Below are 16,176 nucleotides of genomic sequence, written 5' to 3' on the forward strand. Positions count from 1 at the left end.
ATGCACCTCGTCAACTGGAATGTGAACGGAATACGGTCCATCATCAAAAAGGATTTCTTGAAGGACATCGCGGAGATGAATCCCGACATCCTCTGTTTCCAGGAGACCAAGGCGGGTGTGGAGGACGCGCGCGGAGCACTGGAGCAGTTGCCGGGCTATCATACTTACATCAACTCCTCCAAGGCCCGCAAAGGCTATTCCGGCACGGCCATTCTTTCCAGGACAGAACCCATGTCCGTTACGTATGATATGGGTTTGGAAGAACATGACCAGGAGGGGAGAGTGATCACGGCGGAGTACCCGACATTTTTTGTGGTCACGGTATACACGCCGAATGCTGGCGAAGGCCTGGCACGACTGGACTACCGCGAGCGCTGGGACCGCGAGTTCATGGAGTACATGCAGTGGCTCAGTCGCCGCAAACCCGTTATTGCCTGTGGCGATTTTAATGTGGCGCATCAGCCGATCGACATTGCCCGGCCAAAGGAAAATTATAACAAGTCGGCAGGCTACACGCAGCGCGAGATCGACGGCTTCACGCGTCTATTGGAAGCGGGATTTGTGGACACGTTCCGCAGATTTTATCCCGAAGAAGTAAAGTATACCTACTGGAATTTTGTGACCAACGCACGGGCCAAGAACGCGGGATGGCGAATCGATTATTTCCTCGTGAGCGAATCGCTAATGGGTAATGTGAAAGATGCGTTGATCTACAATCAATACCTGGGTTCGGATCATTGCCCGGTGGCGTTGAACATCGAATTTTAGAAGCGCAGATCTTAACGCTATTCCCAACCCAGCGAAGAAGCTGCAGGCACTGTTTGTCAGGTCAGTAGATTCTCTTCGCGATCGCTGGTCCGCTTGGACAGTTTTAGAAACAGAACCCGGCATTGAGGCCGATGTTGCGAACTTTGAGTTTGTCGTTCGTCGAGCTACTCAAAATATTGAAGCCTGTATCGTATCGCAACTCGGCAAACAGCGTATGTTTTTGTCCGACTTTGTATTCAACGCCAACACCGGCGAGGAACGTATTGGTCTTGATTTTCAAATCCAGCACTTTACTCTGATAGGCTCCCATGACATAGTCGGTCGTTTCTACAAACGACCTTTGGGTGAAAATAAGAAAATTGAGACCGCCTCTCACATAGGGTGAGAAGGCGCGACCGGTGTTAAAATGATAGGCTACGCTAACCGGAAATTTGAACGTTGTGTAACGAAGTTCGATCTCTTTTGCCGGGTCATATGATGCTGCAACGATGCTGGTGAATTTTGTGCGGAAATACATGGCCTCCAGGCGGACGTGCCAATGGTCGCTGATGCGGGGATTGACCTGATCCACGAAAAATCCCGCGGCGAAGCTTACCGGGAAACTGGAGTCGAGGCTGTGCACAACCTGGTTTTTGCCGTTGGCCGAATTGGGCGAGCTGATCATCCCTGCCAACACCCCGAACGAAAGCCTGGGCTTGCCTTTCGTGGCCGTGTAATGTGACGACGAGTCGCCAAAGCAGGCATTGTACTTGGCAACCACCTTTGAATATTTTTTCTCAATTGATGAGGGGCTTAGTGTCCAAAGCTCGGTCTGCTCATAAGCCGATGGTAGTGAGGAACAATCGGAGAAAATACTTTTCAGGCGAATGGCATAGGTCTTATCCTCTTTGGTGTATTCATGGCCCGATACGGTAATTTTTTGAGTGACCGTCGAAAGGGGTATGAGTGCCGTGTCTTTTTGAACGAAATACGACAATCCTTCGCGATAGAATTTTGCTTTTCCGTCCACGATCACCTCGGCGAAGTGTGCGGCGCCTTTGTTTTTGAGCGTGCGGAAGTGTCGGCCATCAAAACCGAAGCCTTCAAGATTGTCGGGGTAGAAGGTAGTTTCGGGCTGGCCTTCTTTTTGGAATAGGCATCGCTCCGGTGGGGCGATTGTTTCACGGAATGACACTAAGCCGCGAAGGGTGTCACCTTGCTGAAGTACGTAGCCTGGTTTGAAATTTTGACCGAATGCGGGAATGGCGCAGAGCGCAACGAAAATAATTAAAACGTTTTTCATGAACAGGTTATAGTAAACAACAAAATGGCCAATAACGATCGGGTCGGATAGCGTTGCTAACATCGTTGGTTCCTTTGCGAGGTAAAGATAGCAGAACGAACCGGTGTGTCAGCAATACTCGTCGCCGGTGTAAGATTTGCATGCGAATTCATAAAATCACGGGTGGCATGGACGCGGAATGAAGGAATTTTTCAAATGAAGTACTTCCCTGGCAGCATTGCGCCACATCCGAGAGATTGTAGTGTTTTGTTCTTAAAATTTAAAACCAGCGTTGAAAGACTTCGCGGGTATTTGAAGATCTCATGAAAAGCAACGATGGCTATACGAAAAACAGGTTAGGCAATTCTCTCGATATCGGCTCCCAACGCTTTCAAACGCTGGTCGATATTTTGATAGCCGCGGTCGATTTGGTCGATGTTGGAAATTTCACTGGTGCCGCTGGCCGACAGTGCGGCAATCAACAACGCCACCCCTGCGCGTATGTCGGGGGATGACATCTTGATGCCTTTCAGTTGTTGCTTGCGGTCCAGGCCGATCACGTTGGCGCGGTGTGGGTCGCAAAGTATGATCTGTGCGCCCATGTCGATCAATTTGTCGACAAAGAAGAGGCGGCTTTCAAACATTTTCTGGTGGATCAGCACACTGCCTTTGGCCTGCGTGGCAACGACCAGCACAATGCTGATCAGGTCGGGTGTGAAGCCTGGCCAGGGAGCGTCCGATACGGTGAGGATGGAGCCGTCGATGAACGTTTCCAGTTCATAGCGCTCCTGTGAGGGAATGTAGATATCGTCGCCGCGGAATTCCATTTTGATGCCGAGGCGTTTGAAGATCTCGGGGATGATGCCCAGCATGTCGATGCGGCAATTCTTGATGGTGATCTCCGACTGCGTCATGGCGGCTAAACCGATAAAGCTGCCGATCTCGATCATGTCGGGCAACAACGTGTGATCGGTTCCTCCAAGTTTTGCCACGCCTTCGATGGTGAGCAGGTTGGAGCCGATGCCGCTGATCTTGGCACCCATGCGGTTGAGCATGAGGCAAAGCTGTTGCAGGTAGGGCTCGCAAGCCGCGTAATAGATGGTGGTGGTTCCTTTGGCCAGCACGGCGGCCATCACGATGTTGGCAGTGCCGGTCACGGAGGCTTCGTCCAGCAGCATATAGCATCCTTTCAATTCCGAGGCATCGATATGAAAGAGGTGCTCTTCCGAATCGAAGTTGAATTTGGCGCCCAGTTTCTGGAAGCCGAGGAAGTGCGTATCCAGACGACGTCTTCCGATCTTGTCGCCGCCGGGCTTGGGCATGGTGGCCTTACCAAAGCGGGCGAGGATGGGACCCAGCAGCATGACCGATCCGCGAAGGGCGGCGGCTTTCTTGCGGTAGGTGTCTGTCTCCAGGAAATTGATGTCCACGTTCGACGCGGTGAAGCGATACGATTCCGGTCCCAGTTTCTCCACTTTACTTCCCAGGTCGCCGATGAGTTCGATCAGCTTGTTCACGTCCACGATGTTGGGCACGTTGTGGATGGTGATGGGCTCGGCCGACAGCAGGGTGGCACTGAGGATTTGAAGCGCTTCATTTTTTGCGCCTTGCGGAATGATTTCGCCTTTCAGCTTTTTTCCTCCTTTGATCTTGAAGATGCTCATGGGGTGACTTAAAAAATTAGTACTGGGTATCGTACCGGCAGAAAAAAAATAGGCGCACACCGAATGGTCTGCGCCCGACTGCTATTATTGATCTCTTCTTCTGCGGAAATTGTTGTTGCCGCCTTTGTTGTTGTTCTTGTTGAAGGGGCGATGGCCACCACCGCCACCACCGGAATGACGGGGTTGCTGATGCGTGCTGTTGCCTTGTCCCTGTCCTTGTTGGGGACGCACTTTCTTGCGTTCCTTGTAAAGCTTCTCGAACAGGTTTTCGTCGCGCACTTTTTCGATGGTCATGTTCAATGCGCCACCCGACATGGCCTGGATATCGCGGAGGATCACCGAGTCGTCCAGGGTTTCTTTGTTCCAGTTGCCATAGAACGTTTTCATGAGCTTGCCCAGGTAGATGATGGACTCTTCGCGCTCTTGCGGATCGTCCTTCTTCAACGCTTCTTTCACCAGCTTCTCGATGTTCTTGCCATAGTGACGGAAGCGGACATCGTTTTTGGGATATTCCATCCGCATGGGTTTCTTGAACAGGATCTCGCGTTCGGGAACCGGATAGGGATTGTTGACGCTCAGGTCAAAGTCGGCGATGATGTATAGATCATCCCACAGCCGCTGGGGGTTGTCGGGTTGTTCTTTGATGCTGGGGGTAAGTTGTTTGATGAGCTCGATCAGGGTATAGGCGAGCTCGGTGCGCTTTTCGATGCTGGGAAGGCTTCTGATGTATTCTACCAGCTTTTGGACGTTGCGACCGTATTCTTTCAGAATAATATGCGGGCGCGATGAATTGTATTCTCCGATCATGATTGTGTTAAGCGTAAAATGTGAAAGCGTGACGTTAATGTGACGAAAAAAACGCGTTGGCTTATTAAAAATGGACTTGTAATTCGCGTATTACCTACGATTTGGAACAGCAAGTATACTGTTTCGGTTCGAAAATCGAAAATCTGGCAGCCGCGAAATCGTCTAAACCGGATGAAATTGAAGTTTTTCTTCTGGAAGGGAAAGGATTGGGGTGATTTTTCCCCGCGGCATCAGCCTAACCAGGCCGGGATCAGTCTATACCTCCGCTAGGTGTGTACTCAAAGAAATCCTTCAATAACTGGTCATTGGAGGTCTGGCTGCCGGCGCCTACATATCCTTTGTTGCCCAAGCCGAAAAACAGCGGCGAATACCGTTGATTGCCCAGCAAGGTTGCCTTCCGTGTCCAGCCATTGTTGCCGGCGTTGAACTCCCAAAGCCCTTTGCCTTCGGTGTAGTCGGCCGCATACACATGGTCACTCGTGGCAAACATCAGAAATGTTTGGGCGGAGACACTTGCTTTTTTGGTCCATTGCTTGGTGATGGGATCGAATTCCCAAAGGTTGGAGCCGTTGCCGAGATAACCCTTGGTGCTGGTGGCCAGGCCGTAAATTTCCTGGGAGAAATCGAGCTCACCGGCGAATACGCCCTGGGTTGTCCAGCTGTCGTTTGTGATATTGTATTTCCAGACGTTGTTATCGGAAAGCACGACATAGCCATCGTCGCCAATGTTGAAGGCCACCACGGGGTATTTGTCGCCATTGTCAACCGTATAGGGACTTTTCTTTATCGACCATGAATCGGTAGCCACGTCGTAGGCATGCAGGTCGCCGCCATAGGGTTCCAGCACGAAGCCTTTCCCGGCGTTCGATCCCCAACTGGCAAAGGAGCTGGGGAAAAACTCTTTATCGTAAATGATTTTGGGTGTCCAGCTATTGCTGGTCGGGTCAAATTGGAACAACGCGGCATCCTGGAGGGCGCCGCCGACGCTAACCTGGCCGAGCATGACAAAGGCCTTGCCCTGGGTGGTGAAGATGGCGGCATTGTCGCCTTCTCCGAATTGTGGAAGTGCTGCGCGCGAAGCCCAGGTTCCACAGGTCACGGTAAAATCCGTGGCGCTGATCACCTGGCGTCCCTGGCTTTTAATGGAAATCTTTCCCGAGGTGCTGTTGATGGGTACAGTTACCACCAGTTCGGTGGCCGTGGCCGACGTCACGGTGGCGGGTGTGCCGTTAAAGCTCACTTCGTTGTCCAGTAGGCTGGTGCTGAAATTCGAACCGGCGATCGTGACCGTCTGCTCGAAGTCGGCGACGTTCGGGGTGATCGTAAGGATAGAAGGTGACTTTTCTTCGTCGGAACAGGAGATCAGGAAACAACCGAAAAGGAAGAAGGCAGCTTTTTTCATTGAGAGTCAAGAGGGTTTTGCCTGCCACGGTTGGCAGGCTATAAAAGTACATTACACCTCTTGAGCGTTGCTGTAAAAAATGATGCGAAAAAGTTTTATGTAAGATTTTACTCTACAATTCGAAGTTTCGCGAAACTAAGCAAGAGCGTCTTCTCTCCGGCGGACCCAAAGTTGATGCGCGCTTTTCGGTCGGCGCCACTCATGTCCATCTGCAATACGGTGCCAAACCCAAACTTGGGATGCTCGACTTTCATGCCTTCTTTGAGAGCAGCTGTGTCGCTGGGAGCGAAGTCGGCCGGTGGTTTATAGCCCGAGGGTGGCTTGCTCACGGGGGTGGAGGCAATGGTTTTCTTTATGCCGTTCACCAGGGTTTTGGCATACTGACTGGTGGGCGGCGCAGACTCGAGGCCACCGAACTTGCTGCTTACCTTGATGTAGGATTGATCCACGTCGTCAAGAAAACGACTCGGTTCACAGTTCTTTAGTCGTCCGAAGCGATAGCGGGTGAGGGCGTAAGACAGGAACAGTCGCTTCTCGGCACGGGTGATGGCCACATAAAACAGGCGGCGTTCTTCCTCCAACTCGGCGCGGCTGCTCAGCATCATTTGGGAAGGGAAGAGGTCTTCTTCCAGGCCCACGATGTAGACGTACCGGAACTCCAGGCCCTTGGCCATGTGGATGGTCATGAGCGTTACTTTGTCGGGATCCTTGTCCTTGTCCTCGTCCTGGCCCGTGACCAGCGACACCTCCTGGAGGAAGGAGCCGAGGCTTTTCTCCTGGCGTTCGGGGTCGTCTACAAATTCCTTGATGGCGTTCAGCAATTCCTGGACGTTTTCGTAGCGGCTCAGGCCTTCCACGGTCTTGTCCTCATAAAGTTCGCGGAGCAGTCCCGAACCCTTGGCGATCTCGAAGGCGGCGTCATAGGCATCTTTTCGCTCGATCTCCAGGGTGAACCGTTTGATCATGGCCACAAAATCCTCGATGGGGGCTGCCGACCGGCCACCCACAAAGTGCCCGGCATTCTGCAATACATCCCAGATGGTCATGCTGTGGTCGTTGGCGGCCACCACGATCTTATCTACCGTGGAATCGCCAATGCCCCGCTTGGGCAAATTGATGATCCGGCGGAAGGAGGCTTCGTCCTGCTGGTTCATGACGTAGCGCATATAGGCCAGCAGGTCCTTGATCTCCTTGCGTTGATAGAACGAGAGGCCCCCCACCACTTTATACTTGATGTTCATACGGCGCAGGGCCTCTTCAATGGCCCGCGACTGGCTGTTAGTGCGGTAGAGAATGGCAAAGTCGCTGAACTTGAGCTGGTGCTGCATGCGCTCCTGGAAAATGGAACCGGCCACCAGCCGGCCCTCTTCGTTGTCGGATACGGCCTTGATCAGTTCGATGAGCGGTCCCTGTTCGTTGGCTGTCCATACGTTCTTGGGAAGTTGCGCCCGGTTCTTTTTGATGACCGAGTTTGCCGCTTCCACGATGTTTTGGGTGGAGCGGTAGTTCTGCTCCAGCTTGATCACCTTCAAATCGGGGTAGTCGCGTTCGAAGTTCAGGATGTTGGTGATGTCCGCGCCGCGGAAAGCGTAGATACTTTGGGCGTCGTCGCCCACCACGCAGATGTTTTGGCGCACGGCGGCCAGTTTACGGATGATGTAGTATTGACACAGGTTGGTGTCCTGGAACTCGTCCACCAGGATGTAGTGAATCCGTTGTTGGTATTTGTTGAGCACTTCCAGGTGCTCCTTGAAAAGCTTGTCGGTGTTGAACAGCAGGTCGTCGAAGTCCATGGAGCCGGCGCGGAAGGTGCGCAGGGCATAGGCTTTGTAGATCTTGCCGATCTCGGGACGCAGGTTGGCGGCGTCGTCGCCCATGAGTTCGGCGTTTTGCAGGTAGTCCTCCCAGCCGATGAGGCTGTTCTTGGCGGCGGAGATGCGGTTGTAGACGGTGCTGGCCTTGTAGGCCGTGTCGTCCAGTCCCATTTCCTTCACGATGTTCTTGATGAGGGTTTTGGAATCGTCGGTATCGTAGATGGTGAAATTGTTGGGGTAACCCAGGTGATGGGCTTCGGCGCGGAGGATGCGGGCGAACACGGAGTGGAAGGTTCCCATCCACAGGTTGCGGGCATCGTGGCCCACCACTTTTTCGATGCGCTCGCGCATTTCGCGTGAAGCCTTGTTGGTGAAGGTGAGGGACATGATGTTGAACGCGTCCACCCCCTTGTTCATCAGTTGGGCGATGCGGTAGGTGAGCACGCGGGTTTTGCCCGAGCCGGCGCCGGCGATGAGCATGCAAGGTCCTTCGGTATTGACAACCCCTTCGCGTTGGGGCTCATTTAAACTATCGAGATAATCCGTCGTCATATTGGGTGCAAGTTAGAGTAGAGATTTGGGAATGCCCGGTATGCCGTGTTTTTTTCTCACGGTTTTTCAGATACTTCCCGCCGGCCTTTCACAGACCGCTTTGTCTCTTTATTTTTGATAACGAAAAACGCTAAACATAAAACTTTTTGAACGTAAAAACGCCCGTCGTTCCGCTGAATTTTCAAGCCGATGGATTGAGCATCACCGCCGCCGAACCCTGGTTTAAAGTAAAGGTTCAACTTGTTCAACGTTACCTTCAGGCCTTCATCATGAACGCCGCGGCCAAGGCCGATGAAATTATTTTTGTCGATGCATTTTCCGGTAGCGGTCTGTATTCGACAGGTCACCAAAAAGCGATCTTTCCCAGCGTTGCACTCGCAACACTGGCCGGCGATCTTCCCATCCATCGGTGGATATTTTGTGAGCGCGACCCGGAACAGGCCTATGCCCTGCAGGCGCGCGTAAAGAAATATGGGCCTGAAAAAAACGTCTCGGTTTTTACGGACGCGCTGCCGGAGCTGACCGACCGCTTCAGAACTACGCTACCAACACCAAAACGAGGTCATAAAGTTGCAGTCCTCTGCCTGGTCGACCCGTTTTCGCTGGATATGCCCTTAGGCCTCATGGAGAAGTGGTCCGAGTTGGGCTTTAGCTTTGTGGTGCCGTTCACCTTTGTCCTCAACGACCGGCTCACCTACCAGCACTACACCGAAGACCACCCCGACACGTTGCGGAAATATATCGGCGGCACGGGGTTCGGCAGCCTGTCGAAAGTGACCAGCAACATCCAGTTCTACAAACATTTGGTGCGACTCTATCAAAACAACATGCTGGTGATGGGCATGAACACGGCGTTGTCGGTGCACAAACTGGAGTCACATCTCATCAACCTGCCCGTCTTCTACATGGGATTTTTCACCCGGCAATTCTCCGCCCAAGCCATCCAGCGCGATGTGAATGTGAGCGACCATTTGCAGTTTGACCTATTTGGTTGAGGAGAGGGTATTGCCATGAAGGCCAAGGGGATGTCTTGAAAAAATGATGAACATACGCGGCATTGTCCGTACCTTTACGAATTATGATGAAAATTGGAGAAATTTTGGTCTCAGACGACATCCGCGACAAGGAGTTTGTCTGCAACCTGGAGAAGTGCAAAGGTGCCTGCTGCGTAGAGGGCGATTTTGGAGCCCCCCTGTCGAAAGAGGAGATCCCCATTCTCGATGAAATTTATCCCAAGATCAAAAAGTACCTGTCGCCGGAAGGCATCAAGGAAATAGAAAAACACGGCACCCACGTGGTCGATGACGAAGGTGAACTTTGCACGCCTGTGATTGCCGGCCGCGAATGCGTGTATGCGATCTATGACAAAAAAGGAATTCTAAAGTGCGGCATCGAAGAGGCCTATAATGATGGTGTCGTCGATTGGAAAAAACCGATCTCCTGTCATCTTTATCCCATCCGCGTAACGCAAAAGAAAAATTTCGAAGCGCTCAACTATCATAAATGGCACATCTGCTCGCCGGCCTGTGCGCTGGGAAAAGAATTGCAGGTGCCGGTCTATAAGTTTCTGAAGGGACCCTTGGTCCGTAAATACGGGGAGGCGTGGTACAAGGAATTGGAAGACACCATCGAGCAGCATCCTAAACCTGCACCGAAGAAGCCAAAAAGCTGAACTGAAGTTTCAAAAATAGTTGAACCAGGTTGAGAATTGTTCTCGGGGAAACGTCGCGTTTCCTTAAAGTTTGGGTGCGAACCACAAAAATCCAGCGGCCGCTACGAAGGCCAGGAAGAAATACAACGCCGGGAGCTCCTTCTGCACCAACACCGGCTCTCCACTTGAATTGCTGGCGCTCGACACCAACTGATTTTGCTCGCGCTGTATATTTTGACGCAGCGAATTCCAACCTCCCTTTTCACTCACATAATAATGAAGCGAAGACGCGTCCGTTTGAAGCGAATGCCAGCCCGGTGTTCCTGCCCAGAACTGGCCATGCCACGCATCATCCAGCCGTTCGTCTTCCCGCAGCGGCAGCTGGGTTGTGTCGGCGAAAAGAGTTGGATTAGGTTGGGATGACAATAGGGTTGTTTGCAAGGGTTCGTCGATGTACCACGGAAAGGGGGTGGTGATTTGTATGGACGACGCCTGTGTTGCACGGCGTGACAATTTTTCGATCACGGGCGACCAAAATGCGCCATAGCCCACGGAGTCGCCGGATAAGGTGAGACGATAGGTTTCCTGGAGCAATTGAAATCCGAGTTTGCCCGCTCCGGAGAATGCATACCCGGTCAGTATGCCACTCTTGTTTTGCACGAGCGATTGGACGGTTGAATTATTTTGGAGGCGCACGGGCAACGCGGGCAATGTAACGGCTTTGTCTTGCAGGACGATGGTGGCGCTGTCCGTTTTTACCGGCGCGAGGGTGAAGGGGAAAAGACCGTCGCGTTTGGTTTTCGTGGCATGGGGCAGAATGAGGATACCGAGTCCCGAGTGAATGGATTCTTTCAGAATGTTCTTTTCGCCGGCGGTAAGTTTTTGTAAAGCGCCGTCATCGATGATGAGGAGATCGGTTTCGTCAAGCACATCGTGCGTCAGCCGGTTGACTTGGGTGGGTTGGCGGTTGGCGAATTCGAAGCGGAAGATCTTTTGGGAGAGTTGGTAGCGCAAGATGAGTTTGTGACCGGCATGCGCGAGGTAGCTCTTCAGGTATTGGGTTTCGAAGGTTGGAAAGTCCTGGATGAAGAGCAGGCGGAGGGGCGCGTCGGCCTCGACATAAACCGGAAGTTTTTCCGCTTGCCATTTTTCATCGCTGCCTTGTATGGCCAACGTGTACAACCATTCGCCCTTTTGCTTAGGTGTGAACGATAGGTGGAATGATTTTAGTCCTCGTCCCTCCATCAGCACCGAGTCTTCTTTTCCGTTGGGGCCGTTGATGACGATCCATTTTTTTTCCGGCGTAGTATTGTAGAATGTTCCCTGGACCTGTGCCGGGTGATGCGCCAACACGGGCTGGACAACCGACAACGACATGATGCCGGCCGTGGGTTGGCTTGGGATGAAGGTGAACGTTTTGTTGTCGAGTAAATCGAGGTCAGTGGCCGGTAAGCCTTCTCCCGTCACAAACCGGATCTGGTCTCCTTTGATGGGCAATTCGTGATCGGCAAGCAGGGACGATTTTTTGTAAGGATTTACTCCCGTTAGATGCCACAGCTGCAAGTCGGGATGATGTTGGAGGAGGCTATCGACTTTCTGTTTCTCATACCCCGCTGTCAACAACAGGATGGATGAATTCTTTTCTGAGGTCACGACCGGTCGCAGGAACAAGCTTGCGGCCATCGCCATCATCACGACCACGGCAATCCAGCGCAACACGAGAAAGCGTTGTTTGCGTTTCCACTCCAGCCACAAGAACAGCAGGGTTAACGGAACCAGCAGCGCGGCGAGGAGCGTGGGCGATACGAGTGCATGGAACGTGATCATGACTTTCATTTTTGCTTCAATGCCTCCATGCTCTTTAAGAAACGTTCGTCCAATGCGTGGACGGGCCGGGTGTGTGATTGGGGTGAGGCGGCCTCTTTGGGAAGCACCTGCCACAACGACGCCCGTATGGCTTCGATCGCGACGGGTTGCTGTGCAGGCTCGATCTCGTTTTCAGAGAGTCTTTTCAATAACGACAAACTCTTGAGGTAACGGCCCGGCTGGGCAATGGCGACCACCGAGAGTTCCTGCCCTGCCTTGAGGAGATCGTTTTTGATATCGGGTGTTATCGTCACCGTGCCAGATTGCAACATGTGCTCCAGCAGTGCCGCCGCCTTTCGAATATGCGGATAGGTTTCCGGTTTCGAACTGGATTTTTCGGCTGTGGCGTTTTTCAATTCGGTTAAATCGCCGGTCAATCGTTTTTCCTCTTTCAAAGGTGGTGGATCGAACCCGGTGCGATGAACATAGATGCGCGAATCCTGGCTGATCTCTTTCAGCAGTTTGAGCGCTTTGTACTGATACGGCAATGATTTTTCCGGATCGTAGAGACGCAGGTGCAGTTCGGCATCCCACATCACCGTGATGGCGGCTTTCAGTTTCGAGCGGATCGATTGGGCAAAGAAGGTGGCTTCGTCCTCACTGTCGTGGGCGTGGGTGTAGGCCTTCACGGGATCGTCCTTGTCGTCGCCACCGTGATCGTGGTGATCCTGGGCGGGCGCTGACTTTTTCTCCTCCACGAGGTTGTGTTCGTTTTCCGTGTCGTGCACGTGGCCATACTTTTTGGTCACATCTTCTTCGTGATCATCGTCACTGGGAAGGGCGGCCTGCGGACCGATGCCCGATTCAAATTCCTCACCCAAAAATTCTCCATAGCGGAGACGGAGCACTTTCTGATCGTAGGCCAGGTCGTTGCTTCGGGAATTGAAGACTTCTTTCGTGATGTTCTTTTTTTCTTTCAGCAACTTCTCGCTGTCGATAATGATCTGGCGCTGGCTCCGGAAGTAGTCGGGCATGAGATCTACGCCCAGGCCCGGGTCGATGGACGTGGTTTGCTGTGTGGTGTCCTGGAGCGCGATAAAGAATGTTTCCGTGCGCGCCTTGTTGGGTTGGGGTGCTTTGTTATCGAGGGCTTCGACGTAGAAATACAATTCATCGCCGGGATCGAGTCCCAGTTTCACCAGGTCGATGGTGCGGTTGGCGCGCAGGGATTTGCCGGAAATCTTGCCGGGTTTGTCGAAACGCAATTTTTCCTCTCTGAATTTAACGGACTCACCACTTCCTTTGCTGACCGTGGCAATGATGTAGGCGTCGTCGACCCGGTAATCGTCCGTCAAGGTGGATTGCAGGTTGATCTTTAAATTGTCGGTCAGGCTTAGGGTGATGAACTGATCCAGGTTTTCTATGGCGATGACGGGCGGCTGATCGCGGATGGTTTCAACAGTAAAATAGTCAGAGTACTTGGCGGTGCCGTCTGCATTTCTCCAGGCAATCTGATAGAAGGCTGTCTCCGAAAATTGTTTTTGTATGGAGAACTCGCCACTGGCGGTGTTGGAGAGTTTCACACTGTCGTGCGTGGAGAAGATCATCTTGGCATCCAGTACTTTTTCAGTGAAAGCAATGTTCCACTGCACGTTGGTTCCTTCGGGTACGCGAAGATTGAACGTCTTCACGGTTTGCCTGGGAATTCCGGTATAGGAGGGCGGCGTGAAGGTGATGGCGGCGCTGCGAATGGCGGCCGGCAAAACTTCTTCGGTGGAGGGGCCGGCCTGCTCGTTGGAAGGAATTGCCGTTTCTCGCGATATTTTGTGTTTTCCGGCAAACCCCATCGACCCAAAGGAGATCAGCGCACTTAATGCAAAAATCACCAGGGCTTGCAAAAGCTTGTGCGGAAGTTTTACAGAAGGGTAGAGGATCTCAAATTGACGGAGGCTTTTTATTTTTTGAAGTTGCTGCAAAGACGTGAGGTCGTCGTCTTTTTTTGTGAACAGGTCAGCGCTTTCTTCCAGTTGGGGATAATGCTGGTTCATATAGTGGATCACGCCGGCTTCCGAAATTTGCCAGAGGCCGAGTTGAATGCTTCGCACGATGAAGCAACTCAGGCCCGCGATGCCCGCCAACAGCCAGAGTCCGTATACGGAAAGAATAAACCAGTAGGCCACGGCGTAGGTGATCAATCCCGCAGCGAGGGCCAGCAACAAGGCTTCCGTCACACGGATCATGCGGTATTTCCGTTTCAGGCGAAGAAGATGATATCGTGCCTCCGTTGCGCTCATTGATTTCGTTTAAAGGCCACCAGCCGTTCAGTTAATAACACCGCCATGAAAGCAAAGGCCAGTAGGGGGGAAGGATCATTTTGACCTGCCGGTATATCTGCCTGTAGTCCGCCCGTGGTGGCTTCGGTTGACCACTGTGCGATGTCGGGCAGGGCTCGCCGGTCAAATCCCGGATCGACTTCGGGTTTGACAAGTATGATGTTGGCCAACTGCCAGGGAAGTTTTTCCTGAAGGGCGATCTCCTCGTTCAGTCGTTTTGTGATGATCCATGTTTCGGATCCCTCCTTACCCGGTTGACGCGATAGCAGTGGGCCAGATTCAACGCCGTTCGGTTTTAGAATGATTTGGCGATTGATCATTCCTTCTGGAATTTTTTCTGTGGAGAGCCAGACAACCCAAGCGGTCTTCGGAGCTTGCGAAATATTTTCGGGTTTATAGTTTTTCCATTGAATGTGCGTTGGTATGGATCCTTTCAATGCCTCAAGAGAGGCTGTCAGGATCATCTGATCGTAAGCAAACACCTCATCACCCACAAAGGCCAGCGATACCGTGTCCGGCATGTTGATGCGAATGGAGTCTTTGCCCATGTGAAAGTACCCACCGCGTGGCGTGATTGCCTTTACCGTTTCAAAGTTCGTTTCTTGAGGGGTTGAGGTTCCTTTGCGAATCGAAAGAGAATCGCCAGCCAGCCTGACGGCTTGTATCGGGAACTCTATGGGTTCGGGCGCCGCGGTGATCCATCGTATGTTTGTGGGTAACGTCAGGCGTTTACCTTTAAATCCCGACACGTAATTGTATGAAAGAACGACCACTTGCTGAAGCGATTTTCTTTTCAGCAGATCCACCGCCGACCAGTAGTCGAGTCGTTCTGTCTTTGCGCTGTCAAGGGAGGGGAAGCCTTTGGACAATTGCTTCAATTCATAGCCCTCTTTTTTTAGACTGTCGCTAAGCGAGGAAAAGCGGGCTTCATTGTCCAGGCCGGCTTCCACGACCAGCCATTTCTTTTGATGACTGCCGGATGCGTTGAATTGCAACCCGCTTAAGAAGGATACCAGTAGCGCGATGGCCAGGCAGCGTAGCGCCAGCAACAACATTTCGTTCAGCCGCAGGCTTCTGAATTGTTTGGTGGTGGAATCTTCCAGGTACCGGATGCTACCCATGCGCAACACCTTGCCTTCCTTTCGACTCAACAAGTGGATGCCGATCGGGACGAGTAGCCCCGTCAACCCCCAAAGCCATATCGGGTGCGCGAACATCATCAGCGGATCATGGATTTACGTACTTTTAGAAAATCGCGCAACGTCTTTTCAAAGGGATCGCCCATGGAAACCAGTTGATAGCTGATATGCTTTTCCAACATCCACATGCGCGAGCGACGGATCCACTCTTTGATGCGGGCCGTATATTGTTCTTGTTGCTGTGCAGTATCGACTTTTACCTGGGCACGGGTCTCCAGGTCTTCAAAGGTAAACGAACCTTCCTGGTCCAGTTCCATTTCGTGATGGCCCATCAGGTGAAAGACGATCACTTCGTTGCGGGGTGTTTTCAGGCGCGAGATGAAATGCAGGAGGTCTTCGCCATCGTCGTAGAGGTCCGTAAAGAAGATGATCAGTTCTTTGCCGTGGTGATCAAACAACTGTTCCAGTCCGTTGTCTTTCTTCCAGGTGCCTTCGCTTTTTATGTGGATCAGTGCATTGATAAAGCGGATGAATTGCTGTTGTTCAAAGCGCGGCTGCACGGTGTTGAGGATCTTATTGTTGACCGTATACAGCCCGAAGGTGTCGCTTTGTTTCCGGCAGAGATAGGCTAGCGCGGCGGCGAGAACGTTGGTATACTGAAGTTTGCTCACACCGGCCTCCGTATATGCCATCGAATGACTGGCGTCGATAATAAACTTTACGGTGATGTTGGTCTCAATTTCCGCTTGCTTGATATAGTACCGTTCCGATCGCGCATACATCTTCCAATCGAGCTGTCGCAGATCGTCGCCGGGTTCATAGCTGCGGTATTGGCTAAACTCCTGACCCGCGCCAACGGCCTGGCTCTTGTTGCTCCCGCTCATAAATCCCTCCACGATGATCCGGGCCACCAGTTCGAGGCCGTTCACCGTGTTCAGGATCTCGGGTTTGAGCAAGTCTTTGATCTGCGGGTTCACGA

12 protein-coding genes are annotated in these 16,176 nt (G+C 52.3%); 3 read left to right on the plus strand and 9 right to left on the minus strand.

The window, feature by feature from the left end; all coding sequences use genetic code 11:
• Positions 1 to 768 (plus strand): exodeoxyribonuclease III, encoded by a 768-nt coding sequence (locus BUB30_RS22710; RefSeq protein ID WP_073138491.1) that lies wholly within the window; start codon positions 1 to 3, stop codon positions 766 to 768.
• 103 nt (positions 769 to 871) lie between these two features.
• Here the strand turns inward: BUB30_RS22710 and BUB30_RS22715 are convergent, their stop codons facing one another.
• From BUB30_RS22715 to BUB30_RS22735, 5 genes are all read right to left on the minus strand, one after another.
• On the minus strand, positions 872 to 2,050 hold the full coding sequence (locus BUB30_RS22715; protein ID WP_178377173.1) for a porin family protein: 1,179 nt from the start codon (positions 2,048 to 2,050) through the stop codon (positions 872 to 874).
• 335 nt (positions 2,051 to 2,385) lie between these two features.
• Positions 2,386 to 3,693: a UDP-N-acetylglucosamine 1-carboxyvinyltransferase gene (murA, locus tag BUB30_RS22720; RefSeq protein ID WP_073138495.1), complete on the minus strand. Its 1,308-nt coding sequence runs from the start codon at positions 3,691 to 3,693 to the stop codon at positions 2,386 to 2,388.
• A gap of 84 nt (positions 3,694 to 3,777) precedes the next feature.
• Positions 3,778 to 4,500, minus strand: a complete 723-nt coding sequence (locus tag BUB30_RS22725; protein WP_073138497.1) for a DUF4290 domain-containing protein — start codon at positions 4,498 to 4,500, stop codon at positions 3,778 to 3,780.
• Between the two features lie 250 nt (positions 4,501 to 4,750).
• Positions 4,751 to 5,902 (minus strand): IPT/TIG domain-containing protein, encoded by a 1,152-nt coding sequence (locus tag BUB30_RS22730; protein WP_073138498.1) that lies wholly within the window; start codon positions 5,900 to 5,902, stop codon positions 4,751 to 4,753.
• A 107-nt stretch (positions 5,903 to 6,009) separates the two neighbouring features.
• Complete coding sequence (locus BUB30_RS22735; protein ID WP_073138500.1) at positions 6,010 to 8,268, minus strand: ATP-dependent helicase; 2,259 nt, start codon at positions 8,266 to 8,268, stop codon at positions 6,010 to 6,012.
• Positions 8,269 to 8,414: 146 nt separating this feature from the next.
• On the opposite strand from BUB30_RS22735, the gene tcmP reads away from it, so the two are divergent.
• A complete protein-coding gene (gene tcmP / locus BUB30_RS22740) occupies positions 8,415 to 9,263 on the plus strand; it encodes a three-Cys-motif partner protein TcmP (protein ID WP_073138502.1) in 849 nt (282 codons plus the stop codon).
• A gap of 83 nt (positions 9,264 to 9,346) precedes the next feature.
• Positions 9,347 to 9,940: a DUF3109 family protein gene (locus BUB30_RS22745; RefSeq protein ID WP_073138504.1), complete on the plus strand. Its 594-nt coding sequence runs from the start codon at positions 9,347 to 9,349 to the stop codon at positions 9,938 to 9,940.
• A 63-nt stretch (positions 9,941 to 10,003) separates the two neighbouring features.
• Here BUB30_RS22745 and BUB30_RS22750 read toward each other — a convergent pair whose 3' ends face one another.
• The 4 genes from BUB30_RS22750 to BUB30_RS22765 are packed head-to-tail and all read right to left on the minus strand — an operon-like array spanning position 10,004 to position 16,174.
• Complete coding sequence (locus BUB30_RS22750) at positions 10,004 to 11,746, minus strand: hypothetical protein (RefSeq protein WP_143165041.1); 1,743 nt, start codon at positions 11,744 to 11,746, stop codon at positions 10,004 to 10,006.
• A 5-nt stretch (positions 11,747 to 11,751) separates the two neighbouring features.
• Positions 11,752 to 14,019, minus strand: a complete 2,268-nt coding sequence (locus BUB30_RS22755; RefSeq protein ID WP_073138508.1) for a hypothetical protein — start codon at positions 14,017 to 14,019, stop codon at positions 11,752 to 11,754.
• On the minus strand, positions 14,016 to 15,278 hold the full coding sequence (locus BUB30_RS22760) for a BatA domain-containing protein (protein ID WP_073138511.1): 1,263 nt from the start codon (positions 15,276 to 15,278) through the stop codon (positions 14,016 to 14,018). Before BUB30_RS22760 ends, BUB30_RS22755 begins: the two co-directional genes overlap by 4 nt.
• On the minus strand, positions 15,278 to 16,174 hold the full coding sequence (locus BUB30_RS22765) for a DUF58 domain-containing protein (protein WP_073138514.1): 897 nt from the start codon (positions 16,172 to 16,174) through the stop codon (positions 15,278 to 15,280). Before BUB30_RS22765 ends, BUB30_RS22760 begins: the two co-directional genes overlap by 1 nt.
• Between the last annotated feature and the right edge of the window lie 2 nt (positions 16,175 to 16,176).

Origin of the sequence: Chryseolinea serpens, assembly GCF_900129725.1 — a bacterium.
Classification (GTDB): Bacteria; Bacteroidota; Bacteroidia; order Cytophagales; family Cyclobacteriaceae; genus Chryseolinea; species Chryseolinea serpens.

Coding starts and splice junctions, on each gene's coding strand:
- BUB30_RS22710 (WP_073138491.1), top strand. CDS start 1: ATGCACCTCGTCAACTGGAATGTGAACGGAATACGGTCCATCATCAAA.
- BUB30_RS22715 (WP_178377173.1), bottom strand. CDS start 2,050: ATGAAAAACGTTTTAATTATTTTCGTTGCGCTCTGCGCCATTCCCGCA.
- murA (WP_073138495.1), bottom strand. CDS start 3,693: ATGAGCATCTTCAAGATCAAAGGAGGAAAAAAGCTGAAAGGCGAAATC.
- BUB30_RS22725 (WP_073138497.1), bottom strand. CDS start 4,500: ATGATCGGAGAATACAATTCATCGCGCCCGCATATTATTCTGAAAGAA.
- BUB30_RS22730 (WP_073138498.1), bottom strand. CDS start 5,902: ATGAAAAAAGCTGCCTTCTTCCTTTTCGGTTGTTTCCTGATCTCCTGT.
- BUB30_RS22735 (WP_073138500.1), bottom strand. CDS start 8,268: ATGACGACGGATTATCTCGATAGTTTAAATGAGCCCCAACGCGAAGGG.
- BUB30_RS22745 (WP_073138504.1), top strand. CDS start 9,347: ATGATGAAAATTGGAGAAATTTTGGTCTCAGACGACATCCGCGACAAG.
- BUB30_RS22750 (WP_143165041.1), bottom strand. CDS start 11,746: ATGATCACGTTCCATGCACTCGTATCGCCCACGCTCCTCGCCGCGCTG.
- BUB30_RS22755 (WP_073138508.1), bottom strand. CDS start 14,019: ATGAGCGCAACGGAGGCACGATATCATCTTCTTCGCCTGAAACGGAAA.
- BUB30_RS22760 (WP_073138511.1), bottom strand. CDS start 15,278: ATGATGTTCGCGCACCCGATATGGCTTTGGGGGTTGACGGGGCTACTC.